Annotated in this window: 27 protein-coding genes and 1 pseudogene; 13 read left to right on the top strand and 15 right to left on the bottom strand. The window is 54.7% G+C overall.

Annotated elements, in window-relative coordinates; all coding sequences use genetic code 11:
* Positions 1–45: 45 nt before the first annotated feature.
* Together BA6348_RS24010 and BA6348_RS24015 are read right to left on the bottom strand one after the other, a co-directional pair.
* Complete coding sequence (locus tag BA6348_RS24010; RefSeq protein WP_005830070.1) at positions 46–1,470, bottom strand: ATP-binding protein; 1,425 nt, start codon at positions 1,468–1,470, stop codon at positions 46–48.
* A complete protein-coding gene (locus tag BA6348_RS24015; RefSeq protein ID WP_005830069.1) occupies positions 1,467–2,144 on the bottom strand; it encodes a response regulator transcription factor in 678 nt (225 codons plus the stop codon). Before BA6348_RS24015 ends, BA6348_RS24010 begins: the two co-directional genes overlap by 4 nt.
* Before the next feature lie 161 nt (positions 2,145–2,305).
* Here BA6348_RS24015 and BA6348_RS24020 point away from each other — a divergent pair, with 161 nt between their 5' ends.
* On the top strand, positions 2,306–2,830 hold the full coding sequence (locus BA6348_RS24020; RefSeq protein ID WP_005830067.1) for a superoxide dismutase family protein: 525 nt from the start codon (positions 2,306–2,308) through the stop codon (positions 2,828–2,830).
* A gap of 216 nt (positions 2,831–3,046) precedes the next feature.
* Here the strand turns inward: BA6348_RS24020 and BA6348_RS24025 are convergent, their stop codons facing one another.
* Positions 3,047–3,892: a 1,4-dihydroxy-6-naphtoate synthase gene (locus tag BA6348_RS24025; protein ID WP_005830065.1), complete on the bottom strand. Its 846-nt coding sequence runs from the start codon at positions 3,890–3,892 to the stop codon at positions 3,047–3,049.
* Positions 3,893–4,552: a futalosine hydrolase gene (locus BA6348_RS24030; RefSeq protein ID WP_005830063.1), complete on the bottom strand. Its 660-nt coding sequence runs from the start codon at positions 4,550–4,552 to the stop codon at positions 3,893–3,895.
* A gap of 284 nt (positions 4,553–4,836) precedes the next feature.
* Here BA6348_RS24030 and BA6348_RS24035 point away from each other — a divergent pair.
* From BA6348_RS24035 to BA6348_RS24055, 5 genes and pseudogenes are all read left to right on the top strand, one after another.
* A pseudogene (locus tag BA6348_RS24035) lies at positions 4,837–5,109 on the top strand (nitroreductase family protein); the annotation flags it as partial.
* Positions 5,110–5,457: 348 nt separating this feature from the next.
* Positions 5,458–5,658: a cold-shock protein gene (locus BA6348_RS24040; protein WP_005830059.1), complete on the top strand. Its 201-nt coding sequence runs from the start codon at positions 5,458–5,460 to the stop codon at positions 5,656–5,658.
* Positions 5,659–6,067: 409 nt separating this feature from the next.
* A complete protein-coding gene (eutH, locus tag BA6348_RS24045; protein WP_005830057.1) occupies positions 6,068–7,348 on the top strand; it encodes an ethanolamine utilization protein EutH in 1,281 nt (426 codons plus the stop codon).
* Positions 7,349–7,480: 132 nt separating this feature from the next.
* Positions 7,481–7,990: an FkbM family methyltransferase gene (locus tag BA6348_RS24050; RefSeq protein WP_005830055.1), complete on the top strand. Its 510-nt coding sequence runs from the start codon at positions 7,481–7,483 to the stop codon at positions 7,988–7,990.
* Between the two features lie 249 nt (positions 7,991–8,239).
* The gene (locus BA6348_RS24055; protein WP_005830053.1) at positions 8,240–9,121 is read left to right on the top strand and encodes a YitT family protein; all 882 of its coding nucleotides are present in this window, start codon (positions 8,240–8,242) and stop codon (positions 9,119–9,121) included.
* 71 nt (positions 9,122–9,192) lie between these two features.
* Here BA6348_RS24055 and BA6348_RS24060 read toward each other — a convergent pair whose 3' ends face one another.
* Positions 9,193–10,950 (bottom strand): sensor histidine kinase, encoded by a 1,758-nt coding sequence (locus tag BA6348_RS24060; RefSeq protein WP_122953083.1) that lies wholly within the window; start codon positions 10,948–10,950, stop codon positions 9,193–9,195.
* A complete protein-coding gene (locus BA6348_RS24065) occupies positions 10,947–11,669 on the bottom strand; it encodes a response regulator transcription factor (RefSeq protein ID WP_005830049.1) in 723 nt (240 codons plus the stop codon). Before BA6348_RS24065 ends, BA6348_RS24060 begins: the two co-directional genes overlap by 4 nt.
* Positions 11,670–11,806: 137 nt before the next feature.
* Between BA6348_RS24065 and BA6348_RS24070 the strand changes: the two genes are divergently transcribed.
* From BA6348_RS24070 to BA6348_RS26925, 3 genes are read left to right on the top strand one after another with little or no spacing between them, the layout of a single operon-like run.
* Positions 11,807–12,490: an ABC transporter permease gene (locus tag BA6348_RS24070; RefSeq protein ID WP_007779505.1), complete on the top strand. Its 684-nt coding sequence runs from the start codon at positions 11,807–11,809 to the stop codon at positions 12,488–12,490.
* Positions 12,490–13,407, top strand: coding sequence for an ABC transporter ATP-binding protein (locus tag BA6348_RS24075; RefSeq protein WP_005830045.1), 918 nt, complete (start codon positions 12,490–12,492; stop codon positions 13,405–13,407). The genes BA6348_RS24070 and BA6348_RS24075 overlap by 1 nt, the downstream gene beginning before the upstream one ends.
* Entirely contained in the window at positions 13,400–13,573 is a 174-nt protein-coding gene (locus BA6348_RS26925) for a hypothetical protein (RefSeq protein ID WP_007779499.1), read from the top strand. Before BA6348_RS24075 ends, BA6348_RS26925 begins: the two co-directional genes overlap by 8 nt.
* A gap of 311 nt (positions 13,574–13,884) precedes the next feature.
* Here the strand turns inward: BA6348_RS26925 and BA6348_RS24080 are convergent, their stop codons facing one another.
* Entirely contained in the window at positions 13,885–14,589 is a 705-nt protein-coding gene (locus BA6348_RS24080) for an HAD family hydrolase (RefSeq protein ID WP_274388545.1), read from the bottom strand.
* Positions 14,590–14,737: 148 nt separating this feature from the next.
* Here BA6348_RS24080 and BA6348_RS24085 point away from each other — a divergent pair, with 148 nt between their 5' ends.
* On the top strand, positions 14,738–15,238 hold the full coding sequence (locus BA6348_RS24085) for a hypothetical protein (RefSeq protein ID WP_025845431.1): 501 nt from the start codon (positions 14,738–14,740) through the stop codon (positions 15,236–15,238).
* 59 nt (positions 15,239–15,297) lie between these two features.
* On the opposite strand, the gene BA6348_RS24090 is transcribed toward BA6348_RS24085, so the two are convergent.
* Positions 15,298–15,708 (bottom strand): acyl-CoA thioesterase, encoded by a 411-nt coding sequence (locus BA6348_RS24090; RefSeq protein WP_005830039.1) that lies wholly within the window; start codon positions 15,706–15,708, stop codon positions 15,298–15,300.
* Positions 15,709–15,861: 153 nt separating this feature from the next.
* On the opposite strand from BA6348_RS24090, the gene BA6348_RS24095 reads away from it, so the two are divergent.
* The 3 genes from BA6348_RS24095 to BA6348_RS24105 all read left to right on the top strand — a co-directional run bounded on the left by BA6348_RS24095 (position 15,862) and on the right by BA6348_RS24105 (position 17,890).
* On the top strand, positions 15,862–16,317 hold the full coding sequence (locus tag BA6348_RS24095; protein ID WP_025845428.1) for a DinB family protein: 456 nt from the start codon (positions 15,862–15,864) through the stop codon (positions 16,315–16,317).
* Entirely contained in the window at positions 16,314–16,838 is a 525-nt protein-coding gene (locus BA6348_RS24100) for a GNAT family N-acetyltransferase (RefSeq protein WP_122953082.1), read from the top strand. The genes BA6348_RS24095 and BA6348_RS24100 overlap by 4 nt, the downstream gene beginning before the upstream one ends.
* A gap of 143 nt (positions 16,839–16,981) precedes the next feature.
* The gene (locus tag BA6348_RS24105) at positions 16,982–17,890 is read left to right on the top strand and encodes a DMT family transporter (protein WP_005830035.1); all 909 of its coding nucleotides are present in this window, start codon (positions 16,982–16,984) and stop codon (positions 17,888–17,890) included.
* A 188-nt stretch (positions 17,891–18,078) separates the two neighbouring features.
* Here BA6348_RS24105 and BA6348_RS24110 read toward each other — a convergent pair whose 3' ends face one another.
* The 7 genes from BA6348_RS24110 to BA6348_RS24140 form a co-directional block, all read right to left on the bottom strand.
* Positions 18,079–19,077: a S66 family peptidase gene (locus BA6348_RS24110; protein ID WP_122953081.1), complete on the bottom strand. Its 999-nt coding sequence runs from the start codon at positions 19,075–19,077 to the stop codon at positions 18,079–18,081.
* Between the two features lie 36 nt (positions 19,078–19,113).
* The gene (locus BA6348_RS24115) at positions 19,114–20,604 is read right to left on the bottom strand and encodes an IS5 family transposase (RefSeq protein WP_122953404.1); all 1,491 of its coding nucleotides are present in this window, start codon (positions 20,602–20,604) and stop codon (positions 19,114–19,116) included.
* Between the two features lie 712 nt (positions 20,605–21,316).
* Complete coding sequence (locus BA6348_RS24120; protein ID WP_081494685.1) at positions 21,317–21,715, bottom strand: hypothetical protein; 399 nt, start codon at positions 21,713–21,715, stop codon at positions 21,317–21,319.
* 152 nt (positions 21,716–21,867) lie between these two features.
* Positions 21,868–23,319, bottom strand: a complete 1,452-nt coding sequence (locus BA6348_RS24125) for a sensor histidine kinase (RefSeq protein WP_007779486.1) — start codon at positions 23,317–23,319, stop codon at positions 21,868–21,870.
* Positions 23,319–24,014, bottom strand: a complete 696-nt coding sequence (locus tag BA6348_RS24130; RefSeq protein WP_005830029.1) for a response regulator transcription factor — start codon at positions 24,012–24,014, stop codon at positions 23,319–23,321. The genes BA6348_RS24125 and BA6348_RS24130 overlap by 1 nt, the downstream gene beginning before the upstream one ends.
* Before the next feature lie 223 nt (positions 24,015–24,237).
* A complete protein-coding gene (gene brnQ / locus BA6348_RS24135) occupies positions 24,238–25,593 on the bottom strand; it encodes a branched-chain amino acid transport system II carrier protein (RefSeq protein WP_005830027.1) in 1,356 nt (451 codons plus the stop codon).
* Between the two features lie 117 nt (positions 25,594–25,710).
* Positions 25,711–26,640, bottom strand: coding sequence for a DNA-3-methyladenine glycosylase family protein (locus BA6348_RS24140; RefSeq protein WP_005830026.1), 930 nt, complete (start codon positions 26,638–26,640; stop codon positions 25,711–25,713).
* Positions 26,641–26,710 lie beyond the last annotated feature (70 nt).

Here is a 26,710-nt window from a genome sequence, read left to right on the forward strand (position 1 = left end):
GCGAAGCAAAATGAGAAAACGATGAGAAAAACAAAAAAACTTTTTTCAGACGCTCTCCGCAATCGAGCGAATCGGCAACAGCACGTTGACAGTAGTGCCTTCCTGCTCGACGCTCTCGATCGTCAGCGCTCCGTTGTAACGCTCCACAAGCCGCTTCGCAATCGACAGCCCCAGGCCGTTTCCGTCCGTGGCGCCGCTTTTTCTGTTTCGCGCTTTGTCTACCCGGTACAGCCGATCCGTGACATACGGCAAGTCTTTTGCCGGAATGCCGATTCCCGCGTCGATAATCTCCAGGCGGGCTCGCTCGCCCTGAATGGCTGCCCTCACCGCGATTCTTTTTCGTTCCCGCGAATACTTGACCGCATTGTCCAAAAGAATCAGCAAAATCTGCTCCAGATGTTCTGCGGATATGGCCAGCTTCACCCCGGACAGCGCCTGCAGATCGCGCTCTATAATGAAGGCGGGATGAAGCACATTGACCTTTTTGACCGTTTGCGAAATGACCTGCTCCGGCTCGCATACTGCGGCCGCTTCATCCATTTGCAGATTCTCTGCCCGCGTCAGCACGAGAAGCTCCTCGACCAGCGCTTTTAATCTGGACAGCTCCTCCACGGATATTTGCAGCGATTCCTCCAGGACGGCCGGATCGTGCTTGCCCCAGCGGCGCAGCATGCCCAGGTGCCCTTCGACGATGGCGATCGGGGTGCGCAATTCATGCGAAGCATCCTCCACGAATTGCCGCTGCTGCTGAAAGGACCGCTCCAGCTTGTCCATCATCGCATTAAACATCTTCATCGTCGTGGCGAGTTCATCGTGATTGTCGTAAAACTCCACCCGCTCGGACAGACCCTTTTGCTTCACGTTTTTCATCGTTTCGTTCATCGCCTGCAGCGGCTTGACCAACTGCCGGGCCAGCAGTCTCCCGCCGAGTCCGCTTACAATGACCGCCGCGAGACAGCCGATCGCCATGAACCGGAACAACGCTCCGCTCAGCTTCTCGAACTCCTGGATGTTTTTCACGATCTCCACCGTGCCGTCAAACTGAAAAATCGTGATCGGCCGCTCCATCAACAGCAAGTTTTTGCTGATGTGCACACTCCGCCATTGCTCGCGGGGAGCACGCGTGATCGTTTCAGCCAGGCTGTCTTCGATCCCGTCCGACACGACGGCAACCGGCACGCCTTGCCCGTCGAGGATACGGATTCGCTGGTTGTGCTGGTTGATTTTTTGCAAAAAGCTGCGCATTTCGTCGAGATCGGCTCCCGCGAAGGAGATTTCCCGCTCCAGGGCAAAGTTGAGAATCTCGCGCATCGTCTGCTCGGCCGCTTGCTCCTCCTGACGCATCATCCACTTTTCCACAAAATAATATTGAACGGTATTGTAGGCGATGAACACCAAAAAGAGCAGCACGGACGACCAAAGCGTCAGCTTCCATTTGATCGGGAGTCTGGATGGGGCGTATCTTTTCATTTTCTCATCACGTAGCCGATCCCGCGAACGGACTGGATGTAGCTGCGCTCCTCAGGCGCGTCGATTTTGTTGCGCAAATACCGCACGTACACATCGACGACGTTCGTTTCGACGGCAGACTCGTACCCCCACACCGTATCGAGCAGCACGTCGCGCGGCAGGACGCGGTTAATGTTTTTCATAAACATCACGAGCAGATCGTACTCCCTTTTGGTCAATTCGAGGCTCTGTCCGCCTTTTGCTACCGTTCGCGCCTCCAGGTCAACGGTCAGCTCGCGAAAAACAAGCTTGGCCCGCAGCGCGTCGGTCTGCTCCTCCTGCCTGCGAAACACGACACGCATTCGCGCGAGCAACTCCTCAATCGCAAACGGCTTGGGAATGTAGTCGTCCGCGCCGCTGTCCAAACCCGAGACGCGATCATCCACGCTGTCTCTTGCCGTCAGCATGATGATCGGCGTTTTTTTGCGCTCGCGAATCTTGCGGCACACTTCCATCCCGTCCATTTCCGGCAGCATCAAATCAAGCAGGATGAGGTCCCACTCTTCCTTCAACGCGAGGTCCAGCCCTGTTCTTCCTTCATCGGCAACCGCCACGAAAAACGATTCGTGACGCAGCTCCAGCTCGATGAACCTCGCCATATTTTTTTCATCTTCAATCAAAAGCACTCGTTTCATCGTTTGCTCACCTTTTGTCCCCGCGGGGGAAGTCCATCTGATTGTAGATGATAATAATTATCAGCGTCAACATTCGCCGCCCATCGAAAAGATGAACCATCCGCCCATTCGCGACATAGGATGAACATCGTAACGATCACGAAAGCGAAGGTGGAGTGTACATGAACGGATATCCTCCCTATTTTTACGATACGCGCATGATTTCTTCCCACTATGCGCACACCCCGACACAGGCTTATGCCCAGATTCAGGGCGGTCCGCTGGCTCCGAACCTGAACGGCTATATCGTCTTCACCGATGTCCCGTACGGAACGGAGGTTTACGTCGAAGTCATCGGCCTGCCTCCTTACAAGCCCGCGACTGGCAATCAGCAGCCGATTGGCCCTTTTGGCTTTCACCTGCATGAACATGGCGTCTGCACCGTCGGCAATCCGGACGATCCGTTCACCGCAGCCGGCTCCCACTGGAATCCGACCAACCAGCCGCACGGCAACCACGCTGGCGACTTCCCTGTCCTGTTTTCCAACGACGGCTATGCGCGGATGAGCTTTTTCACCAACCAGTTCAGGGCGGCAGATGTCGTCGGCAAATCTGTCATCATCCACCAAAGCCCGGACGACTACCGGACACAGCCTGCGGGCAACAGCGGCAAGCGGCTGGCCTGCGGGATTATCCAGCCTGCCTAGCGACCGCGCCATTTTTGCTTCCGCTATGCGAATCCATCAGGCGAGAGCAGGACACAGCCGTGCCGTGGACAGCTTCGTACCCTCGGCTGCCGTGGCAATAAAAAAAGCACAGAGACTCAAGCCCCTGTGCTTCCTTCGTTTTCTTTTGTTATGCGCAAAGACTTGTCACATCGGCAAAAGGCCAGTCCTTCGCGCGACCGCCATTTCTGTTGCCTGTTATCCGCGCAGCAGCGACAAGTCGAATCGAGGGACAAGCCCTTCCTCGGCAGCGCGCCCCAGCAAGGCGGTGATAGCTGCGTAGCCGTCCTCTCCGAGATTGCGCGTAAATTCGTTTACGTACAGGGCAATGTGTGCCTGGGCAACCTCGAAGGACAGCTCCTGGGCGTGGCACATGACGTACTCCTGCGAAGCGGTCGGATGAGCCCAGGCGTATTCTACAGACGCGCGCGTCCAGTTCGCCAGCGCTTCGAGATCCATTGATCTTTTGGCGATGATCGCCCCGAGCGGAATCGGCAGATTGGTGTCTGCTTCCCACCAGTTGCCCAGATCGGTCATGAGGGCCAGTCCGTAGTTTTGATAAGTAAAACGCGCTTCGTGAATGACCAGGCCCGCGTCGATTTTGCCGTCGCGCACGGCAGGCATGATTTCGTGGAACGGCATCACGACGATTTCCCCTACACCGCCCGGGACGTTTTGCGCAGCCCACAAACGGAACAGCAGGTACGCCGTCGAGCGTTCGCTGGGAACGGCCACCCGCTTGCCGGAGAGCCGGGCCGGGTCGTTGGCGCTTGCGCCTGCATCACCCTGTGTCAGCACGAGCGGCCCGCAGCCTCTGCCCAAAGCCCCGCCGCAAGGGAGCAACGCGTATTTGTCCAGCACCCACGGCAGTGCCGCATAAGAAATTTTCATCACTTCCGGCCCCTCGGCACGAGTCGCCAGCGTGTTCGTAATATCAATGTCGGCATACATGATGTCCAACTCGGGCGCACCCGGAATCAGCCCGTGTGCCCAGGCGTGAAACACAAACGTGTCATTTGGACACGGAGAAAACGCAATCTTCATTTACAGCACCTCCCGCAAAACTGAGCTTCCTTTTCGCAGCGCTTCCAGCGCGTCCTTGATTCGCCACGCCGACTTGTCGCGCGGGCCAATCGCGTTGGAAACCGTCCTGATCTCCAATACAGGCACGCCAGCCGCATGCGCAGCGACCGCCACACCGTATCCTTCCATGGCTTCCGCGAGCGCTTCCGGCATCCTGTCAGCCAAAGCCTGTGCCGTTTCCGCCGTTCCCGTCACCGTAGACAGCGTCAGGATCGGTCCGCGACCAACAGGCAAGCCCGCTTTTTGCATGGCGCGCTCCACACGCTCTGCCAGCTCGCCAGCCACGGGCACACGCGCCGAGCCAAACCCCAGCTCGTCCACGCTGCAAAAGCCATCCGGCGTCTCCGCTCCCAAATCTGCGCAGACGATCTCACTGGCTACCGCAATCGAGCCGACCTCTGTCCGGCCGACGAAGCCGCCGCAAATCCCCGCGCAAACCACCAGGTCGTACTGCACCTTTGCCAGCGCCCGCGCCGTACTGGCAGCGGCCGAAGCTGGCCCCACGCCTCCGACGGCCACCGTGAACCGTGCGTCCTCACCCAGCCCTTGCATGACCGCATCCCGCTCTGCCGCTACCGACGTCACGACGAGAATGCGCTGCTTTTTTTGCTCATCAAGCATTTCCAGCCTGCCCTCCTTCCTCTGCTTCCCTTCTTTATTTCGTACAGCTTTCTTGAAAAAACATTTCCTCCTCCACGTTATCGCTACTTGTCCTTCGTGTAAAGAGTTTGGGGTGTTTGACAGACAAATGCGCCGCTGCTGTCGCCAAAACGCATCCGTCTGCTGGAAAAGGATTAACAACGATTCTTCAATAAAATATATTTAGTTACGAAAAGTAATTATATTACATTGAATAAGTTTTGCATTTTCCATGCATCTGTTAAAGAAAAAAAGCCATTGGAGGTATGAATCTGAGTAAAGATTTTTTCACAGCCGTAAAAGACAGACGCACCTATTACGGAATCAGCAAGGAAGCTGTTGTCTCTGACGAGCGTATTCGCGAGCTTGTCGAAGAAGCCGTCAAGCATACGCCTTCCTCCTTCAACTCGCAAAGCGCCCGCGTCGTTGTGCTTCTGGGCGAACACCACGACATGCTGTGGAGCATCACCAAGGAAACGCTACGCAAAATCGTGCCAGCCGAAAGCTTCGGACCGACAGAAGAAAAAATGAACGCGTTCGGCAAGCCAACCGCACAGCCTGGCGAAAAACAGTTCCAGCCCATCGCGGAACGAGTGAAGTTTTTCTCCTTATCGCTAGGTAAATTCCCCCATTAATAAGGCGGCGCGCGAGACATCCAGTCTTTTCGCCGTCTTTCCTTGTTTTTTTGCTGCACGGATCTGAAAGTAACTGATTGATTTCCGCTCCTGTCTGTGGTAGTATTAATTTAAACAAAAGAAGTTTCAAATGAGTGTTCACATATTGTAAAGGGTTTACAGTTATGTTTGAACCTTTCACAATGTGTGAATTTTATTTTATCCACAAATAAAAGTTGCATATTCATTTTAACTTTGTTGGAGGTAACACCCATGCAAACAGGTACAGTAAAATGGTTCAACGCTGAAAAAGGTTATGGTTTCATCGCAGTTGAAGGCGGAAACGACGTATTCGTTCACTTCAGCGCAATCACTGGCGAAGGCTTCAAAACTCTTGAAGAAGGCCAACGCGTTGAATTCAACGTGGTAGAAGGCAACCGCGGACCACAAGCTGAGAACGTAGTAAAACTGTAATTGGCTCACAAAGCTGCCCTTGCTTGATAGCAGGGCGGCTTTTTTTCGCTCTTTTTCAACCTGCGCGGCCGCTTTTTGTCGGTCACCCGCCATAAAATTCGGACTTTGTTCCTAAAGAGCTGTTGACAACAGACAAAGCTCCCCATATAATCACGGTATAATGCAGCGAAAAGCAATGGCGCTTTCCAGCATGAAGTTTTCAAAATTTACACAATGATACAAGCTGAGACATCATTCCTTCGCTTATTTTTTAGTCTCGTTTGAAAGCGGTTCCAGATGATTTATCAATCTTCAAGCTGTTTAAACAAGTCCATACGAAAATAAGCAAAGGCGCTTAGGGCAAATCCCCGGTTTTCAGGGATCCTAAGCGCTTTTATTGTTTACATCTTTCAAAAAGGTGGGGTTGTCCATGGAGCACATTGGAAGTGTCATTATTTACATCATCATGCTATGCGCAGTCATCGGTGCTGTCGCCGCAATCCGCAACAGCGATGAAGGGCTTGGCAAGGAGTTCATGGAAGGAATTCACTCAACCGGTTACATCTTCGTTCCCGCAGCCGGGATCATGGCCTCCCTCCCTTACATCTCGTGGTTTGTGGAAAAAGCGGTGTCGCCGATTTTCCACAAAATCGGCGCCGACCCTGCCCTCGCGGCAACAGCCATTTTGGCTTCCGACATGGGTGGCTACCAGTTGGCGAACATCTTGAAAAGCTCGACAGAAGGCTGGGTAATGGCTATGGTCGTCGGTCTGATGGCTGGTGCGACGATCGTTTTCTCCATTCCAATGGGGCTGGCCATGCTCGACAAGCGCGACCACAAATACATGGCGCTTGGCGTCATGTCCGGGATTTTGACTGTTCCGATCGGCGCTTTCATCACCAGTGCCATTCTCTCTCTGTCAAACGCGCAAGTTCGTGCTGAAATCTCTACAAACGCTGACTCCACGTATGCGTTTGCCATCGGAATCGGCCAGGTGCTTTTGAACTTGTCCCCTATCCTGATTTTTGTTGTGGCGATTGCCGCAGGTCTGCGCTTCATGCCTGACCTGATGATTCGCGGATTCATGATCTTTGGTAAAACAATGGACGCTGGCATCAAACTCGTTCTCGTGTTTTCGATCGTGGAATACTTTACAGGCATTTTCTCTACCGTATTCGGCTCTTGGGGATTCGATCCGATCATCGCCGACCCGAAAGATCAATACCGCGCGCTGGAAACAGCCGGTTACATCGGAATCATGCTCTGCGGTGCGTTCCCGATGGTGTACTTGCTGCGCAAATACGCGGCGAAGCCACTGGAAGCGCTGGGCAACAAGCTGGGCCTCAGTCCTACAGGCAGTGCGGGGCTGCTGGCAACTGTCGCCAACATTTTGGCCATGTTCCGCCTCGTGCGCTCCATGCCGCCAAAAGACAAAGTCATCAACATCTCCTTCGCGGTATGTGCGGCGTTCTTGCTGGGCGACCACTTGTCCTTCTCCGCGAACTTCCAGCCTAACATCATCTTGCCGGTGATGCTCGGCAAGCTCGGTGCAGGTGTGATCGCCATCGCGCTCGCCTACTGGCTCTCTGTGCCAAAAGCGCTGGAGCTGGAGAAACAAGACCGCGAAGCTGGCATCATCGGTCCTGACGAATACATGGACGGACACGGCGAGCAAAAAGCTTCTACTGAAGTAGCGGCTACCAAAGAGTAAGACAAAGTCACGCTTTTCCGCATAACAAAAAGGCTGTCCCTGGAGACAGCTTTTTTCTTTTGCCCTTTTGCCATGCCGTAATGAAAGCAACACGTCTCAAAACGTCCTGCTGTACATAATCTGTAATGTATTTTGCAAAACCACCAAGGAGGTAATTCCCGGATTTTTCACGATCAGGTTCACCCCTATCCGCTGGCCGCCTTTTCCCGGCCGTCCCGCATCGCGTTCTACGCCTCCCGCCGCTTCCTCGGCAACAGCTCCCTGCACCAGCACAGCGCAGACTACCACAAGCACTACAAGGACGAATTTGACTGTATCGAAGCAGAAGCCGCTGCCGTCGATGAGCTTATCCGTGCCGACGAGCGCGTCGACTTTGTCAAAATCGACATTGAAGGCGGCGAGTATCAGGCTTTTCTCGGCATGGAAAGAATCATCGCGAAGCAGGCGAAAACCGTCGTTTTTGAACTGAACCGCCATATGCTCCAGGCGGATTGGGAGCCGTTTACCCAGCTTTTGCACGACTATCGGCAGACGTTTGCCAAGCGCTTTTTCGTCCTCGATGCAACAGGGGCCACCGTCGAGATCGACCTCGACATCGTGCTTGCTACCGGGGAGTGCCCGTATCTGGTCATGTCAGACTGATCTGCCAGACGCCAAATTTTGGCGCGCAGCACAAAATCGTCCTCGCCTGCTTTCGGCGCCGCTTTCCAGACTAGACTGGCGAGCGCTTGCGTCCAGGCCATCCCGTGCAAGCTGCGTGCCTTCTCCCATATTTCATTATCCATATCAGATTTTGCTATTTTTTTCGTATAATGTGCAATTGAGCAGTAGTCAATCAAAAATGAATGTTATAATAAGAGAGTAGAAAATTTCACAATGGGGAGAGAAACGATGGAACAACAAAATGCAATTTCGACTCATCAAAAATTACCCATTGGAAAGTTGCTGAAGAGAATCTTCTTTATTCTCGTCGGTGCTTCCCTTGTATCGGTAGCTTTGGAGATTTTCCTCGTGCCGAACAAGATCATCGACGGAGGAATTGTAGGTATCTCCATCATTGCCTCGCATCTCACTTCTCTTTCTCTTGGCATTTTCCTGTTCTTGCTTAATCTGCCTTTTCTCATAATCGGATATAAGCAAATCGGAAAGACGTTCGCTATTTCCACGCTGTTTGGGGTCAGTGTCATGTCCGTGGGTACGATGCTGTTGCACGAAGTCCCTGGCTTGACGGATGATCCGCTGTTGGCAGCCGTGTTTGGCGGCATTATTTTGGGAATTGGCGTAGGGCTCGTCCTGCGTTACGGCGGCTCTCTGGATGGTACGGAAATCATTGCGGTACTGTTTAACAAAAAGTCTCCGTTCTCCGTTGGTGAGATCGTCATGTTTATCAACCTATTCATTTTGAGCAGTGCCGGATTCGTATTCGGTTGGGATCGCGCGATGTACTCGCTGATCGCCTATTACATTGCTTTCAAAATGATCGATCTGACCATCGAAGGCTTCCAGGAATCCAAGTCGGTCTGGATTATTAGCGACAATCACAAGGCATTGGGAGACGCCATCGTTGCCCGTCTGGGACGCGGTGTCACCTATTTGAAAGGTGAGGGTGGCTACACCGGCGATGACAAGAAAGTCATTTTCTGCATCATCACCCGTCTGGAAGAGGCCAAGCTGAAGCTGATCGTGGAAGAAATCGACCCGAGTGCCTTCCTCGCAGTCGGCAACATCCACGACGTGCGCGGCGGACAATTCAAGAAAAACGCCATTCACTAGGCAAATAAAAAAGGTGTCGTCTGCACGGGCAGCGGCACCTTTTTTGTATTCGCGCTCCGACTTAGAACAGCTCACTGTCCGGCTGGCTGGCACGGAAAGGTCATGACAACCTCCGTTCCTTTTCCCGGCTGGCTTTTGACGTCGATTTGCCCTCCGTGCGCGATGACGAGCTGCTTCGCAATCGCCATTCCCAATCCTGTCCCGCTCGTGTCCTCCTCGGTATGGCCTCCGCGGTAATAGCGCTCGAACAAGTTTGCCAACGTTTTTTCATCCATCCCCGGGCCGTTGTCCGCAATCCGGACAACAAAGCTGTCTGGTGCTGCGAGGCTAACCTCTACGCGCACAGCCGTCCCTTTCGGCGTATGCCGGATCGCATTCGTCAAAATGTTGATGATGATTCGCGAAAACCATTTCGGATCGACCATCGCGACTATTTTTTCCTCGCGCGCCTCAAACCCGATATCGTGCCCGGCTGCGTCCGGCTCGTTGACCAGGTCAGCCGTAATGCGGCGGATCGCCTCCACGACCGGGACGGGTTCCTTGACCATGGACAGCGCATGGTTTTTCAGGCGGTACGTCAGGTTCAAGTCTTCAATCAGGCCGTTCATGTAGTCTGCCTTTTCCCGGATCGTCCGGCCAAACTGGCTGACTTCCCCTCTGCCCCACTCGTACTGCTCCGACTCCAGCATCGTCGCATAGCCGAAAATCGAGCTGAGCGGCGTCTTCAGGTCGTGGGAAAGCCCGGATATCCATTCCTCGCGCGTTCTCTCCACGTCCTTTTGCCGTTCCTCATTCGCCTGCAGCGTATGGCTGAGCTTCGCCAGCGCGTCAAAAATGTCCTGAAAGACGGCAAACGACTTCTTGCGCTTCCCTTTTCGCGTCGTCCCGACACGCCGTCCGTTTTTTCCTGTCGGCTCTGCATAGCGCCCCTGCGCCAGATTGCCCAGCCAGTTCACCATGTGCAACAGCGGCTTCCCGATGCGCAGCGCATACCAACTGCCTGCGAACAGCACGGACACGATCAGGATAATCCCCACCTGCCAAAAGGTGTCCGCGATCATGCTGTCGACAGACTCTGCGGCAGCTCCGGGACGGTACCACGGATTCGCCATACCGACTACGTACGTAAGCCCGCTCTCCTTGTCGTAACGGCTGACGGTAAAGTCCGGAGTATTTCTGTTTTCGTTTTCCATCTGCAACAGTTGGATCAAGTCGAGTTGCTCGGCCATCTGTGGCGCGTTGTACTGTCCGCTGAGCCGCCCTTGCCGATCATAGACGGCGTACCACGCCTTTTCCCGGGAAAAGCTCTGCGCCAGCTCGGCCGGGACAGCCGCACCGTTGGCAGGCTTCGCTGCGAGCAGTTTTGCCATCAAGGCATTTTCCGGCGCGGGTGCTCCGTACAACACGATTGCTTTTTTGTTTGTGTTTGCCTCCGGCAGATCCACTACCCAATGCTTGACGTGGTAGAGAGCGCTCTCGTCATTTTGCGCCTGCGTGATCCACTCTCCAGGCTCGTACTCCTGCGGAACATTGTCCGGCGTGCGGTACGCGTACAGCAGCTTGCCGTTGCGGTCGATGATTTGCAGCCAGCCGTTGTGGCTGTCGACACTTTTTCGTACCCGGTCGTTGACGCTGACTTTTCCCTGCTCGTATTCAAGCTGCATTTGCAGGTCGGAAGCCACCAGGCGCGACAAGTCTGCCTCCATCTCCTCGTTCATCAGCCGAATGCCCAAAAGAACCAGCGACACGATCAGGCACAGGAGCAGCACCAGCAAAAAGCCGAAAAACTGGCGGACGTATTGCAGAATCAGTTTTTTGCGCAGGTTCATGCCTGTCTCCCTGGCGTCACCAGCTTGTAGCCCAACCCTCTTACAGTAAGCAAATACTTGGGCTGTCCCGGATTTTCCTCGATTCGCTGGCGGAGCTTGTGGATGTGCACCATCACTGTATTTTCATCAAACAATCCGTACTCGTCCTTCCAGACGTGATCGTATATTTGCTCTTTGGTGAACACGCGGTTTGGATGCTGGCAAAAAAACACGAGCAAGGAAAACACCTGCGCCGGGCAGTCCACCTGCTCGCCGCCTACGATCAGCTCGGCAGCATCCGCATTGACCTGGAAACGGCCGAAGTCGTAAATTTTTGGCTCCGGGGGTGCAGCAGGAGCGGCCATTCCCATTGTCCGGCGCAGGTGGGCCTTCATCCGGGCGACGACCTCAAGCGGGTGAAACGGCTTCGTAATATAATCGTCAGCCCCGTGGGCAAAGCCGCTCAGCTTGTCAAAATCCGTTCCTTTCGCCGTCAGGAAAAAAATCGGCGCCTTCGTGCGCTGGCGAACGGCGGAGCATAGCTCGAAGCCGTTTTTGTCCGGCAGCATCACATCGAGAATCAGCAAATCATAGCGGCGCTCCTCTACCAATCGCAACGCCTGCTCTGCTCGCGTGCACGTATCTATGTAAACGAAGCCTTCTTTTTGCAGCACCGTTTTCAGCATGTGCAAAATCGCTTCCTCGTCGTCTACCAGCAAGATTTTCGCTTCTTTTTCCACGTTCTCACTCCCTTTTTCTCCTTCATCATATCACGGGCGAGGGGCGGCTACGAAAAAGATAAGGTAATGGTAAGGTTGCGGTTTCGTACAGGAAAGATTCGTCGCTTATGCTGAAAGGGAAAGGAGCGATCACGCTTATGTGGGCTATTTGCAGGCACGAATATGTTCGATTGTTTAAAAGCATCAAGTCATTGATTACGATCGCCTTTATCGTCGGCGTATCGTATTGGGTTTCCGATCTGGTCAATCGGGCGGCGGCTTTTGTCCCGGCACAGGATCTGGCGCAGGGGCACGCCCTCGGTATTTTTACACTGATTATGCTCCTGGGGCCGCTGTTCGTATTCAGCTTGTCCCATGACGTCATCAACCGCGAGCTGGCGGGGCGGACGATGCGGTTTCTCGTCACGCGCACGTCCCGGAACCAGATTGTCCTCGGGAAATTTCTCGGGGTCGTCTGCTTCTGGCTGAGCTGTCTTGCGATTACGTTCGGCGTGGTGCTGGTCACTGTCCATACGTTTGACGGCAAAACCTTTTGGCAGTGCCTGTCGCTGCTCGTCTATTGCATCTCGCTGGCGCTCTTGCTCTCGCTTGTGGTCCCTCGGCCGAGCTACACAATGTTTCTCGGCATCGTCGCCGCGATGCTTCTGCCTGGACTCGGATTGTGGAGCACCTTCTCCGACCATCCGGCCGCTCAGTGGATCGCCTATTTGACCCCGTTTGTGTTTATGGAAAAAGGCGGCGCCTGGATCGGGTTTATCTGGCTCTATGCCGCTCTGTTTCTCGGCGCTTCCATGTACTTGTTCCAAAGGAGGGATTGTTGATGGCCGTCATTGAAACGCTGCAATTGAGCAAACGCTTCGGGGATCGCACCGTTGTCGATCAGGTGAGCTTATCCGTGCGAGGCGGAGAAATTTTCGGGTTTCTGGGGAGAAACGGGGCGGGGAAGTCTACGTTTATCAACATGCTGACGGGCATCATCCGCCCGAGCTCGGGCCGTATCCGGATGTTCGGCCACGATGTCCAGACGGAAGACTGGAAGCGACGCATTGGCGTGTTGCCCGATTATTCCACCTTTTACGACTCTCTGTCTGCTGCGGATCACCTGCGCTATTTCGCCCGCGTCAAAAAAGTTGGACTGACGCATGAGGACTGCATGCGCATCCTCGACGCCGTAGAGCTTGGCGAACACGCTGCGCGCAAAGCCAAAACGTTTTCCTTCGGGATGAAAAAGAAGCTGGGCATTGCCCAGGCAATGGTCGGCGACCCGGAGATTTTGTTCCTCGACGAGCCGACCTCCGGCGTTGACGTCGAGTCAGCCCTGCACATTCAGGAGCTGCTGTTGCGCTTGCATCAGCAAGGCAAAACGATTTTCATGACCTCGCACAACTTGCACGAGGTAGAGAAAATTTGCACCCGCATCGCGATTATGAAAAGCGGCAAGATCGCTTCAGAAGGCAGCCTCACCGAACTGCAGGCCGCCCAGCAAGCCTGGCGGCAGGTCCAAGTGCGCCACTCCGCCTTTTCCGCAGAAGAACAAGCCGCGCTGCGCGCCTTTGTCGAGTCGCTGGGCCGCAACATCCGTTGGGGAGAAGGCCGCTTCCAGCTTCAGGTAGATGAGGAGCAAAAGGTGGCCGCATTGGTGCGCGCCCTCGTGCAAGCGCGTGTGGACATTTACGGCGTGAACGTCGATGTGCCCTCTCTGGAAAAAATATTTATGCAGGAGGATGGGGATGTCTAGTGGAGTTTTTACGTTGATTCTGGCGACAGTGTTGGCGTATCGGCTGATATTTGGAAATGGCGAGTGGACTGTTTCGATGTATATCGTCTGCGGGCTGCTCGCGGTCAATCTGGCCTGGGCGGCAAAGCGGTGGAGCGAGCGGAAAGCTGCGCGGCGAGGGGAATAGAAAAAGACAGCTCTTGACCCGGCTGTAGCGAAAACACGCGCAAGCTGCGGTTGGCAGGGTGGCGATTTCGTTGGCGGAGGGAAAGAGCTGTCTTTTTGGGGAGGTTGTTGATGGGGGGGGTAAATGCTGGCTACGAGTGAGTATAGCTACTGTTGTGGCCGTCGATCTGTCGTAAGTTATACTACAGGCTACTGCTGCAGCCCGTCGCTGCTGTCGCAAGTTTACTACTGGCTACTGCTGTGGCTGGCGCTGCTGGCACAAGTTTACTACTGGCTACTGCTGCGGTCCGACGCTACTGTCACAACTCCACACTACAAATACGCTGGCAACTGCTCCAGCCGTTCGATAACGGCCAGCGGCTGATGAGCAGAAGTGGCCTTTTTCCCACGTGGATTCAGCCAGACAGCGGAAAACCCCGCATCAATAGCTCCTGCCACATCCGCTTCCCATGTATCGCCAACAAACAGCACCTCGCTGCTCGCCACGCCGAATCGCTCTTGCGCCGCCGCATAAATCCGCGGGTCCGGCTTATGGTAGCCGAGCAGCTCGGAAATCACCACCCGCTCTTGCGGGAAGTAAGCAGACAGCCCCAAACGCTCCAGCTTGATAAACGCCATGTCTACCGGACCATTGGTGACGATGCCAAGCTTATGCTCCTCTGCCAGCTTCGCGATGACAGCCTGCACAGCCGGATCAGGCTGGACGGCCTCGAGGCAAGCCGCCTGGTAAGTCCGCTGGAAATCGTCAGCCTCTTCTACTGCGATCGTGCGGTTTAAGTCGGCCATGGCCCTCTGCAGGCGCAACTGGCGATACTGCGTAAAATCGTACTTTTTCGCTATAACATCCACCCACAGATCGTCTCCGTGGCGGCGCAACGCCGCAAGCAGCTCCGCGCCGTCCAGGTCAGTCGTGAGTGCATGTGTGGCAATCGTCTGCTGCATCCCTTTTTCCCAGCAAGCAGAAAAATCAAACAGCGTATCGTCGAGATCAAACAATATCGTGCTGAATCGAGACAAGATGGTCACTTCCTCTTCCCTGTTTTCCTCCATTTTTCCTCTAAAAAATATCTGCGTGAGCCGCTGTCTTTTGCTAAGATCATTGTAACGGATTATCGGCGTCACCATAACAATTTTGGCACATTTTACGAAAAAGGAGGCTGACGGTATGTCAGAAGAAAAAATCGACCAACTGCTGGAAGGAATGAATGAGCTTCGTTTGGTTACGCGCGCCATTTTGGACAGGCAGGACGAGACAGACGCCAAGCTGGAAGCTTTAACGATGGAGGTGCATCAGCTTAAAGGTGAGGTCGCTGAGCTGAAGCATGATGTAGCTGTGCTCAAGCAGGACGTGGCTGAGCTGAAGCATGATGTAGCTGTGCTCAAGCAGGACGTGGCTGAGTTGAAGCATGATGTAGCTGTGCTCAAGCAGGACGTGGCTGAGTTGAAGCATGAGGTGGCCGTACTCAAGCAGGATGTTGCCGAGTTAAAGCAAGATGTCAACGTGCTCAAACAGGACGTGGCTGAACTAAAACAAGACGTCGCCCTGCTCAAACAGGACATGGCAGATGTCAAAGACGGCCAGGACCGCCACGAACGCGTGCTGGAAACGCTTGCCCTGCGTGCGCTGGAGTGGAATGCGTTTCGCCTCGACCAACTGCGCAAGTAAGCGTGCAGGCAAGGCAGGAGGCAAGTGACCATCGTCCATTGCCCCCATTGCATCGAAGGTTATGTGGCTGCCAGCTCTTTTTCCAACGCGGCTTTCAATTCATCCGGCAGCGCGACCGACCGTCTCGTGTTCGCATCGATCATGACCATTGTGACATCGGCGTCTGCGGCCAGCACGTCCTCGCTGTTGTACAGCTCATGGCGAATCACGAAGCTTTTTTCTCCAACCCGCAGCGCAGTCGTAAGCGCGTACACCTCTTCGCGCATATGCAGCTCTTTTCGATAGTTGATATTGATATTGACAACCACAGGCATTACGGCCCGCCGCTTCAATTCATCGAGCGTAAATCCCAGTTGCCAGATCCAGTCAAACCTCGCCCACTCCATGTACTCCAAATATTTGGCATTGTTCACATGACCGATGACATCAATATCCGTAGATTGCACGGTAAACGCAAAGCGATGGGCCATCTCTCTCACTCCTTGGACTGTTTCTTCCAGTATAACGAATATCGGTAACTGAGTGAATATTCATTCAAAATATTCCGAACGATTCTGCTGGTCTTTCCCTCTGTTTCTCCTATAATAAAAGAAAAGAACAAGCGATCTGGAAAGGATGGCTGGATGTTTGAGCAGGAACTGCTGCCTTCGCTGCAAACGGCCCGCTCCCGTTACATGGACGCGCTGGCCAATCTGCAGGCTGACGAGCTTCCCTTAAAGCTCGCCCCGGGCTCTAATTCCATCGGCTTTTTGATTCGCCATATCGCCGAAGTCGAGTATCGGTTCTGTCTGATGTTTTTTCAGCGTCCACTCCCTTCCGACGTCTCGTTGAGCACCATCGGCCCGGTCAAAGACGAAGGGAACTTCACCGATCTGGCGGCGCTTCTCGCCATCTGTGAAGCCTCGTACCGCCATCTGGTCGACTCTCTCGCTACGCTGCCGCCCGAAGCATGGGATGTTCCGTGCGAAGCTCCAATCGGCATCCTGACTCCCCGTCAGGCACTCGGACGCCTGATCTACCACATGGGCTATCACGGCGGACAGATCGGGCTGATTCGCAAATACGGAGGGACCAAATGACACTGAAGCTCACCGGGGAAAGGCTCGCCATCCGCGAATTGCAGCGCGCAGATCTGCCGTTTGTGCTGGAGGTGTACAACAGCAACCCCGGGTACAACCTGCTGCGCCACAACGTCAGCACCATGACTCTCAGCGAGCTGGAAGCGGAGTACGATTCGACACTTGCCATTCCCCAGGGATATTGGCTGCTTTTGGCCGTAGAAGGGACACCCGTTGGCGTGATGCACGTCGTCCTCGCAAGCGATAGCGAGCCGAAAAGCTGGATCAGCCTGCTCGTCTTGCACGCTTCCTGGCAGAAAAAAGGACTGGGTAAAGAAGCGGTGAAGCTGTTCGAGAGCTTCTGCGCCGTACACGGCACCCGGCACATCCATCATGGAGTCATCGCGCATAATGAGTCCGCTCTGCGCTTTTGGGGCAGGCTCGGCTACGAACAGTATCGCCAGGTGGAAGCGCCCGTTGGACTGCTGACGCAGCCAGTGCTTTTGGTCGCAAAATGGCTTGACTCCCCATCTGAGCCATAAGGAGGTGAACCGCAATGAAGCGTCGCCTGTTCGAATGTGATGTACCTGTCCTCGCCTAGTCGGTGAGGAAGCGGTTTTTCTAACGGCCTCCCGGCTAACAAGCCTGACTGTACCATTCAGATTCATTCCGGGAGGGACTATTCATGTCGCATTCACAATGGAAGCAATCGTTACTCGGCGCCATTTGCCTGACTCTCGCTGCCGCAATTTGGGGTGGCGTCTACGTCGTGAGCAAAGTCGTGCTGGACGTCATTCCGCCGTTTACGCTTTTGATCTTGCGCTTCGGCATCGCGCTGATCGTTTTGGGGGCTTTCGCTCTCGCTCGCAGAGAAACCGTCCTGAAAAAAGATTATCCGCTGCTGATGACCATTGCCTTTGTCGGGGTCACCATCTCAATCGCGGCGCAATTTCTCGGCACGAAGCTCTCGACCGCGCATATGGGCGCGCTGATTACTTCCGCTTCCCCTGCTTTTATCGCCATTTTCGCAGTTTGGCTGCTCAAAGAGAAAATCCACTTCAAGCAGGCAACAGGCATTTTGCTTGCAACCGTGGGCGTCATCATCGTCATCGGCGTGCCGGACCAGGCGGACGCCCAGTCGTCTCTGACAGGCAACCTGATTCTGCTCGTGGCAGCGGTAAGCTGGGGGCTTTACACCGTCCTCAGCAAAAAAGCGACGCAGCGTTATTCCTCTCTGCTCGTCACAACGTACGTGGCCTTATTTGGTCTCGTCTTCACCAGCCCTGTCATGGTCTGGGAACTGTCTGTCACGCCTGTCTCCTGGCAGTTTGGCTGGGAGATTTGGGCCGGTGTGCTGTACATCGGACTCATCTCGACAGCCGGGGCGTTTTACCTGTGGAACAAAGGCTTCGAACTGATGCAGGCGGGCAGTGGGGCAGGTTTCTTCTTCGTCCAGCCGATCGTCGGCGCATTTCTGGGCTGGCTTCTGCTGCACGAGCACCTGGGCGTCAGCTTTTTCGTCGGAGCGGCCTTTATTTTTCTCGGCGTAGCCCTGTCGAATCTGCACAAGCGCGAATCGTCGGAAAGCAATTGACGTTTTCAGACGGGTAAGACCGTTACGAGCTTGAGTAAACATGGCTTCATCCATTTTTACGCGAAGCCCTTCGCCCCCCTTGTCCCTACACAGCGCGAACGAACGTTTACAAACTCGTATCGCCTACTCGAAAAAAGGACAGCAGACTTCCTGCTGTCCTTCTCTATATGCCACTATCTAGCCCACCACTACGGACAAAAAGTCTGCGTCACCCGCGGCCTTTCCCCGGTCATGTCGATCTCGGCGCGCGCTCCGTTTACAAACGTCATCTGCGGAGGCACATGCCCACAGTCGATGTCGTACAGGATCGGTACCCGCAGCTCTGCGGCCAGCTCCTGATATACATCTTCTGCTGTATAGCCGTCTACGGGTTGATTCGCTGCGCTGCGCCCAAACATGATCCCGGCGCAATGCTCGAACCAGCCTGCCAACTTCATCTGTACAAGCGACCTGCGCAAATCGGCAGTCGACAGCTCGCAATTTTCCAGGTACCAGACGATCGGTTCGTTCTGAATCCGCTCTCGTTGAAACCGCCGGACATCTCCGTAAGGCGTCCCGACGACGTGGCGGATGACGTCAATGCAGCCGCCAAGCAGCCGTCCTGTCAGTTTTAGCGGTGCGGCTTCAGTCGATTTCCAGCGGGTCGGCTCTGTGAGGTGAAAAACAACCGGAGTGGGCTTGTCATGCTGCCATTGCGCCTGGTAGAGAGCCGATGCCTCCTGCACAACCTGCTCGCCTGCCCCAGTCGAAAGCACCGCCTCCCACTTGGCTGTCGTCTCATCCATGGACGTTCCGCGCAAATCGATCAGATTGGCTCCGTGCGCGGTTGCCAGGCCCGTTTTCAGTGTAATGACAAAAAGCAGCAGGCTGACATCGGAGTAGCCGAGCACCCATTTGGCAGGCAAGGCTTCGAAATCAAGGTACTCAAGAATTTCAATCAGCAGCTCGCCGCCCCACGGCGGGATAATCAGATCAATGCTGTCGTCGCGGAGCAATGCGTTAAACTCGGCCGCACGGACTTTTGCCTCCGCAGACTTGGCTTTTTGCTGCGTCCAGGCTGTGTCCTTGCACACGGTCTGGTAGCCGCGCTCCTCCATCCGCCTGCAGGCGAGCTTGAGCAGCTCATGCAATTCGCCCGGCACCCCTGAGGACGGAGCAGTAACCCCGATCGTACTTCCTTTTTTCAAAGACGGATATGTAGGGCTTGCTGAACGGGTCGCAATTTACGGCATCACGGGTAAGCGGAATGAGAGGGTCGACCAGAGCCATTGCAAAAAAGGCAAAAAGAGAACCCGGAGTCTCTTTTCGAGGTTCATGACTAGCAGTTGCAGCCCGATCACGGTCTCGCTCGTCGTCTGAAGACGCGCTCGAATACGGCCAAGCCCGTAGCTACGCTTGCCTTCACCGAACTTGCCTTCCACCGCGTTGCGCGCGGCTGCATCCGCCTTGGCGAGTCTCTTCTGCTCCTGCTGATCGGCGGACGGACGCCCCAGTAGCGGGCCGCTCAGCCGGATTCCCTTCTCCTTGCAGAAGCGAAGGTTCTCGCGCGTGCGGTAAATCTGGTCGGCCAGCACCGCTTTCGGATAATAGCCGAACCTGGCGCGGTAGCGTTCCACTGCGGCCTGCAGCGTCTGGCCTTCGTTGTAGCTGTCCCAGGACAGATGCTCTCGGAATGCGTAGCCGTTCACCAAACTGATCGCCAGCTTCGCACCGAACTCGACGTTCGCGCGGGCTTTGCCGCGCACGATCGGCCTTACGTGCGGCTGCGCGATACTGACGATCCGATCGGGTACGCTATGCGTTCGCTTTTCGTACATCGCTTGTTGCTGGCGATAGAGCTCCTGAATGACCAGCAGTTCCTTGTACATGCGGCCAGGCAGCCGCGTCAGGTTGCTCGTCGTCTCAGCAAGTTCGGCGATGATACGCAGATCGCGGGAGACGAACCGCAACTGTTTGCCGATGGCCTTGCGCATGGTGCGCGGCTTCACGCGCCGCTGCTTGGCTACCGCCAGATAGGCTTTGCGGGCACGCTCCCGGTAGGTTCTTGGCTTGCGAGTCTTTCCGCGCTGCGGCTCATGCAGGACGTCGATGATCTTCTCCAGCTTTTCTCTGGCCTGATTCAGCAGCGACAGATCCGTCGGGTAGGCGATATCCGCCGGTGCGCAGGTGGCGTCCAGCAGCAGTTCGCCCTCGTTCGTCAGTTCCATCTGCCGAAGCTGGGGTTCTGTCGACTCGTCGGATACTGCGGCAGCTCCGCTGCCGGGTTCATCATCGTCGTGGTCCGAGGCGTCCAATTCGTTTGCCTTGCGTGCTTCTTCCAGCGCGATCCATTCATTCACTTCCTCCAGAATCTCGCCGCCCAGCCGCTTGCGAAAGTGGGTCATGAGCGAATGATGAAACGGACGGCGGTACTGGTATTCCGGCAAGCCGAGGAAGTACTGCAGATACGGGTTCTCCAGAATCTGCCGAAGCGTCTCGCGGTCGTCGGTGCCCAGCCGTTCCTGGATAATGAGAGCGCCAAGTGCGACGCGGATCGATACGGCCTTTTGACCCTTGAGGCTCTTCTTGAAGTTCTTGGCGTACTTCTCTTCGAGCTTCCACCACGGAATCATCTGGGCGAGTAGCACCCAACGGTTATCTTCGGCGAGTTTTCCGCCGAATGGCAGGAAGAAGTCGCCTGGCAGGATCATCTGGCTTTCGGTTCGCTGATACAATTCGGACGCCTCCAAGTGCAAGGTTTTTCACGGGTTAGCCTTCGTTTTCCTTGCACCTAAATTCGACAAAAGAGGCGCCAAACCCTTGTTACTGTTGAATTTTTGATTTGTTCAGCAAGCCCTATGTAATCACGACAGTTTCCTCCCGCCAAACCGTTTTTTGTCTTGCTTGTCAGCCGCGCTATTGCAAAAGCGCATTGCTCGATGAGAAGCCAGAGAGTAGGCATGGGCCTACGCCAACATGACCTGGGCTTGCATTGCCTGACTTGAGCGTGCGTAACCTTACTTGGACTCACGTTGCCTGACTCGGGCTTGCGTAACCTGACAGGCGCTTACGTTGCCTGACTTGGGCTAGCGTAGCCTGACTAGAGCTTGTGGGCCTGCGAAACATGACATGACCCGCCAAACATAACCCGGGCAACGTAGCAAAACCCGGCCTTCCCCAACATTCCATGCATTTGAAACCGAAAATCACGAAGCTTACATCCCATGCGCTCACAGCACCAACGCATTCCCCGCCCCCTGTTGAAAACTACCCCCACTTTACAATAAATTCAACAAAAATTCCAATTGCAACATCTTTTCACACAAACGCCCCGATCAGAAAAAAGCAAAAAAAAGACGGCCTATAGCCGCCAAATATATATAAAACGGGAGGGAAGTAGAGGAGTTTCAACAAACGTTAACAAACGTGTTTCCAGTTGGCGAATCGTTACTGCTTGCTCGCGTCAGTCGAAGTCGACTGATCGGCAGATCCGCTGTTTTCCGTTCCAGTCGAACCAGTTGTGCCAGACGATGCGTCAGACTTGCTGTCTGAACTGCTGTCACTGGCTGGTGCATCAGCGCTTGCCGGGGCATCAGAAGAGGGGCCTGTGCTGTCCGAACCGCCTGTGGTCGTATCGGAGCTGTTTGCCGATGCATCTGGCGTCGATTGATCTTGCGAAACCGAGCTGTCGGTTGATTGTCCATTATCAGAAGAAGCCGGTGTCGTTTGGCTTGTGCCCTCTTGCTGCGTCGCTGGTTCAGGCGTCCCTGTTGTGCTGGAGCAGGCTACCAGGCTTCCAGACAGGAGCAATGCGACAGTTGCAATGGAAAACCATTTTTTATTCATGTTCATTCTCCTTTCATCCTTGGCTTTCGTGACCTTCTCGCCGTCACAAGTACATCGTAACGGGCAAAGATAACCATTCTGTAAGGAGAATAGGAGCATTTCATGATCCAATTATGAAAAAAGTATGACCATGACGCCAGCCAAGCTTGGGGTCATGACGATTGTTTCGCGGGCGGCGCCGTCATTTTCGGCAGCAGGATGGTAAATGTGCTTCCTTGTCCCGGCACGCTTTCCACGCTGCACTTGCCATCGTGCAGCTCGACCAACTCTTTGACGATGGCAAGGCCAAGACCTGTGCCTTTGTTGTTTTTCGAGCGGCCGCGATCCACCTTGAAAAACCGCTCCCAAATCCGGTTCAGATCGTCTGCGCCAATGCCCATGCCCGTATCCTGCACCTGGATGCACACCCATGGGTCCTGCAGTTTGGCCGTCATCCGGATTTCGCCTGCTGCCGTGAACTTGAGCGCATTTTTCACCAGGTTTTTCAAAATTTGCGCCACCCGATCCTTGTCCGCATAAATGCGCGGCAGTTCCTCCTCGACCTCGACTGTGAGCTGAAGCCCTTTTTCCTCGGCCTCCTGGCGGAAGGAAAAAGCGACCCGATTCATCACCTCTGCGACATCGACAGGGAACTTCGCGAGATTGACCTCGTTGTTTTCCAGCTTCATCAAATCCATCAGGTCATCGACCAGCCGATTGACCTGCATCGTCTCCGAATACATGACGGCGTAATATTTTTGCCGGGCCTCTTCGTCCTCTACCAGCCCGTCCTGCAGCGCCTCCAAAAAGCCTTGTATCGCTGTGAGCGGCGTGCGCAGCTCGTGGGACACATTGGCGAGAAAATCGTTGCGCACCTGCTCCAGATGGTGCCGTTCCTGCTCCACCTTTTCCAGCTTTTCTGCCATCGTGTTGATCGTCTGCGCCAAATCGGCAATTTCATCGTGCGTGTCTACCTGGACACGCTCCGCGTAGTTGCCCCTGCCGATCTCCGCCGCCGTCCGCTCGATCGTGCGCAGCGGCCGCGAGATCGACCAGGACAGGTAAGAAACCATCGCGGTAGACAGCACAACGCCAAACAGCGTCGCCCACAAAATCGACTCGCGCATTTGTCCGAATGTTTTTTCGATCCCTTCGATGGGAGCGTGCAGGATGATTCCTCCGTACACATTTTCGCCCTCGCCCCATGGAACGGAAACCGAGAGCATCGGGTCTTCCAGCCCTTCGATTTTCAGCTCGGAAATCGCATTTTTGCCTTTTAGCACGTTGTCGGCAATCGAAACTGCCACCGACTTTCCGGTGAACACCTCGTCCTTCATGGAGGTCGCGACAATTTTTCCTTCTTTATTGAACAGCCAGATTCGCGTGTCGAACGACTCATCGAGCATCGCCAGCTTGTCCAGGAGCGCCTTGTTCACTTTATTGCTGTTGTGAATCGCGACGTTGACCTTCTTCGCCATCCGCAACAGCTCTTCTTCCTTGGAGTTGTAAATATACTCCCGTGCGAAAAACGACAGCAAAATGCCGGAAATGCCCAGACCGACCAGAACAGTCGCCAAAAAGCTGAACAGCAGGCGGCGGAAAATGCTTTTGGAAGTACCGAGCATCAGGATTCCACCCCAAACTTGTAGCCGATCCCCCATACCGTGTGGATGCACTCGTAAGGAAGCTTATCCAGGCGTTGTCTGATCTTTTTGATATGAACATCAATCGTCCGGACATCTCCGAAGTAGTCGAATCCCCATACCTGCTCCAGCAACTGCTCGCGCGACCAGACGCTGCCCGGCGATTTCACCAGTTGCACGAGCAAATCAAATTCCTTCGGGCGAAAGCTGACCTTTTCTCCCGCGACGATCACCTCGCGCTTGTCGAGATCGATCGTGAGCTGATCGAAGCTGAAAATGCGCGGCGCGTCTTCCTCCACCTTTGGCTTCGGCTGCAGGCGGCGCATGATCGCCCTGATTCGCGCTACCAGCTCGCGCGGGCTGAACGGCTTGGTTACATAGTCATCCGCTCCCAGCTCCAGGCCGAGCACGCGGTCAAATTCCTCATCTTTTGCGGTTAGCATAATAATCGGTGTATCCCATTTTTTGCGAATTTCCCGACAAGCCTCAAAGCCGTCCATTTGCGGCATCATTACATCGAGAATCAGCACATCCGGCTGTTCGGTCTCTACAAGAGCAAGAGCTTCCCGCCCATCCTTGGCGACGACAAGCTCAATCTGTTGTTTTTCAAAATAAAGGCGAATAATTTCGCGTACATTTGGATCGTCATCAGCAACGAGGACCTTCATCTGGGTCATGGCTAACAACCTCCCTTCCTTTGAACGGCATGGGAAAATAGTGCCGTTTTTGCGACGCTACAGCTTTTTCCCATGGTAACACAGATCGCAAAAGTTGTGGACGGATAGAAGTCCTAACTGGCAGGGAATAGCAGGAAGTCTGCAAGAAAAACACGCCAAAAAACGCGCCAAACCTCAAGCGAGGCGGCGCGTTTTTTTCCTTGTTTTTATGAATCTGCCAATGTTACACCTTGCCGAGCTTTTGCTCCAGCACTTCCTGCTTTGCTTTTCGTTCAGGGCGCAAGCTGCCCCAGAGGAAGCCGAGCAACGCGCCAGCAATTGCCGGAAGCAGCCAGCCGATGCCTTCCTTGTGCAGCGGCAAATGGTCCAGGATCGGAGCGAGCGCTGCGATCTTGATGCCCGCCGTCGCGAGTCCATCCAGCAGGCTGATGACCGCCGTTGCGATGATAGCGCCGCGATAGACTGCGGAGTATCCTTTGAACCATTGATGGAAAAAGGACACGAGCATCAGCACGATCGCCAGCGGGTAAATCGCCATCAGCACCGGAACGGAAATGGCAATCAGTTGCGTAAGCCCTACGTTAGCGACAGCCGCACTGAACACGCTCAAAATCACGGCCATCATCTTGTAGGAAGCGCCCGGAATACGCTCGGAGAAAAAGCGGCTGCATGCGGTAACCAGACCGACAGAGGTCGTCAGGCAAGCGAGCGTGACCGCCCCGCCAAGCAGCAGCGTGCCGAGCGGACCAAACAGATGCAGGACTGCGCCAGTCAAAATTTGTCCGCCGTTAGCGGACTGTCCCAGCGAGTGGCTCGTTGCTCCCATATAGCCGAGCGCCAAATAGACAAGCCCCAGGCCGATTGCCGCAATCACCGCTGCCTTGATCGTCGACCAGGTCAGCTTTCTCGGATCGGTAATGCCTTTTTCCCGCACGGCGGCAGTCACGACGATCCCGAACACCATCGCGGCGAGCGCATCCAAGGTCAGGTAGCCTTCGACAAACCCTTTGAAAAACGCTGCGTGCTGGTAGTCGCCTGTCGGCGGTCCAACCTCGCCAATCGGCTGAGCCAGGGATGTGAAAAACATGACGCCGATAATGACAAGCAGGGCAGGAGTCAATACTTTGCCGATCCGGTCGACCAGTTTGCTCGGATTGAGCGCCAGCCAGAAAGTGAGGGCAAAGTAAACAATCGTTGTAACGAACAGAGGAAGCGAGCTGTCCTTCATCGTCTCAGACAAAAACGGCAGGACACCCATTTCATACGTAACGGTACCCGTGCGCGGAATCGCCATGAACGGCCCGATCGACAAGTACACGATAAACGTAAACACCGTGGCAAAAACGGGATGCACTCTCCCCGCCAACGTTTGCAAATTGCCGCCGCCCAACCCGACGGCGATGACGCCAAGAAGCGGCAAGCCTACGCCCGTGACGATAAAACCGAGCATCGCGATCCACACATTTTCACCCGCTGCCTGTCCCAGCGCTGGCGGGAAAATCATGTTTCCTGCTCCGAAGAACAGGGCAAAAAGCATAAGACCGACAGTAATGATTTCTCTCGTTGAAAGCTCTCTCATGTTGTCCCTCTCTATATTTATTATTTTAATAAAATTTCCATTAGTATAACTTAATATTTCTTCACTTTTCAACAGTCGATTTGTTGAAAAGTAAAGAATTTTTGGCAAACAAGGGAGCTACTCCTCCCAAACCTCTTTTCGCTTCACCGCTCCCACCGCTTCCCAAATGTAGAGAGAGTAAATGCTGCGCCATGGCGCCCAGCGCTCTCCTATCCGGCGAATTTCTCGCTCGTCCGGCTTGTTGTCCATTTTGTACACGAGCGCGATCCCGTTGCGCAGCCCGATGTCCGCTGCCGGCAGCAAATTAGGGCGGCCCATTCCGAACATCAGCAGGCACTCGACCGTCCAGCGGCCAATGCCGCGCAGGGGAGTCAAATGCGCGATAATCTCCTCGTCCTCCATCGCCCACAGCCGCTCCAAATCAACCTTTCCGTCCACAATCGCACGCGCGTAGTCAATGATATACTCGGCTTTTCGCTGGCTGAACTGCAACGGGCGCAAGTCTTCGGTCGACAGCCGCGCGACGGCCTCCGCAGTCGGAAACGCGAGAAATTTCACGCCTTGCTCGTCTGCCACCTCTTCGCCAGCCAGCGTCAGCAAACGCTGGGTCAGATTCGCCGCAAAGGTTAAATTAATTTGCTGACCAATTATCGTCTTGACCATCGACTGAAACAGATCAGAGTCGTGCATCAGCCGCAGGCCGGAAAAGCGATCGACAAGCACAGCCAGCTCCGGCTCTTCTCTCATCTGCTCGTAAATCGGCAAAAGGTCGAGGTCTGCGCTGAAAACGTGACGAATCGTCCGTTCCAGCTCGCGCTGCTCCGCCGCAGACAAGGCAGAGGCCGTCTCGATTTTCAGGGCAGGCTGTTCAAGCTCGCCGACAAATTGTACGCGCGTCAACACCGGGCGCGTCCCGACCCGAAAAATGCGCCGCAGCATGTTGTGTTCCGGCTGTACTTCCAGTTGCGGATCAGGATGGGTTTGCAGGCGCTGCAGCAGACGCTCGAAAGAATACGGAGGTGTCAGTGGAATGGTGAATGTACGCACGAAAAACGGCCCCTTTCTCCCTAAAGGAAAATTCTTGCTCCATCCTAACACAAAACACCTCCGAAAGCTC

Source organism: Brevibacillus agri (genome assembly GCF_004117055.1).
Classification (GTDB): domain Bacteria; phylum Bacillota; class Bacilli; order Brevibacillales; family Brevibacillaceae; genus Brevibacillus; species Brevibacillus agri.

Bases quoted from the DNA above. Each gene is read 5' to 3' on its own strand.
- BA6348_RS24010 (WP_005830070.1), bottom strand. From the start codon at position 1,470: ATGAAAAGATACGCCCCATCCAGACTCCCGATCAAATGGAAGCTGACG.
- BA6348_RS24015 (WP_005830069.1), bottom strand. From the start codon at position 2,144: ATGAAACGAGTGCTTTTGATTGAAGATGAAAAAAATATGGCGAGGTTC.
- BA6348_RS24020 (WP_005830067.1), top strand. From the start codon at position 2,306: ATGAACGGATATCCTCCCTATTTTTACGATACGCGCATGATTTCTTCC.
- BA6348_RS24025 (WP_005830065.1), bottom strand. From the start codon at position 3,892: ATGAAGATTGCGTTTTCTCCGTGTCCAAATGACACGTTTGTGTTTCAC.
- BA6348_RS24030 (WP_005830063.1), bottom strand. From the start codon at position 4,552: ATGCTTGATGAGCAAAAAAAGCAGCGCATTCTCGTCGTGACGTCGGTA.
- BA6348_RS24040 (WP_005830059.1), top strand. From the start codon at position 5,458: ATGCAAACAGGTACAGTAAAATGGTTCAACGCTGAAAAAGGTTATGGT.
- eutH (WP_005830057.1), top strand. From the start codon at position 6,068: ATGGAGCACATTGGAAGTGTCATTATTTACATCATCATGCTATGCGCA.
- BA6348_RS24055 (WP_005830053.1), top strand. From the start codon at position 8,240: ATGGAACAACAAAATGCAATTTCGACTCATCAAAAATTACCCATTGGA.
- BA6348_RS24060 (WP_122953083.1), bottom strand. From the start codon at position 10,950: ATGAACCTGCGCAAAAAACTGATTCTGCAATACGTCCGCCAGTTTTTC.
- BA6348_RS24070 (WP_007779505.1), top strand. From the start codon at position 11,807: ATGTGGGCTATTTGCAGGCACGAATATGTTCGATTGTTTAAAAGCATC.
- BA6348_RS24075 (WP_005830045.1), top strand. From the start codon at position 12,490: ATGGCCGTCATTGAAACGCTGCAATTGAGCAAACGCTTCGGGGATCGC.
- BA6348_RS26925 (WP_007779499.1), top strand. From the start codon at position 13,400: ATGTCTAGTGGAGTTTTTACGTTGATTCTGGCGACAGTGTTGGCGTAT.
- BA6348_RS24085 (WP_025845431.1), top strand. From the start codon at position 14,738: ATGTCAGAAGAAAAAATCGACCAACTGCTGGAAGGAATGAATGAGCTT.
- BA6348_RS24090 (WP_005830039.1), bottom strand. From the start codon at position 15,708: ATGGCCCATCGCTTTGCGTTTACCGTGCAATCTACGGATATTGATGTC.
- BA6348_RS24095 (WP_025845428.1), top strand. From the start codon at position 15,862: ATGTTTGAGCAGGAACTGCTGCCTTCGCTGCAAACGGCCCGCTCCCGT.
- BA6348_RS24100 (WP_122953082.1), top strand. From the start codon at position 16,314: ATGACACTGAAGCTCACCGGGGAAAGGCTCGCCATCCGCGAATTGCAG.
- BA6348_RS24105 (WP_005830035.1), top strand. From the start codon at position 16,982: ATGTCGCATTCACAATGGAAGCAATCGTTACTCGGCGCCATTTGCCTG.
- BA6348_RS24120 (WP_081494685.1), bottom strand. From the start codon at position 21,715: ATGAATAAAAAATGGTTTTCCATTGCAACTGTCGCATTGCTCCTGTCT.
- BA6348_RS24125 (WP_007779486.1), bottom strand. From the start codon at position 23,319: ATGCTCGGTACTTCCAAAAGCATTTTCCGCCGCCTGCTGTTCAGCTTT.
- BA6348_RS24130 (WP_005830029.1), bottom strand. From the start codon at position 24,014: ATGACCCAGATGAAGGTCCTCGTTGCTGATGACGATCCAAATGTACGC.
- brnQ (WP_005830027.1), bottom strand. From the start codon at position 25,593: ATGAGAGAGCTTTCAACGAGAGAAATCATTACTGTCGGTCTTATGCTT.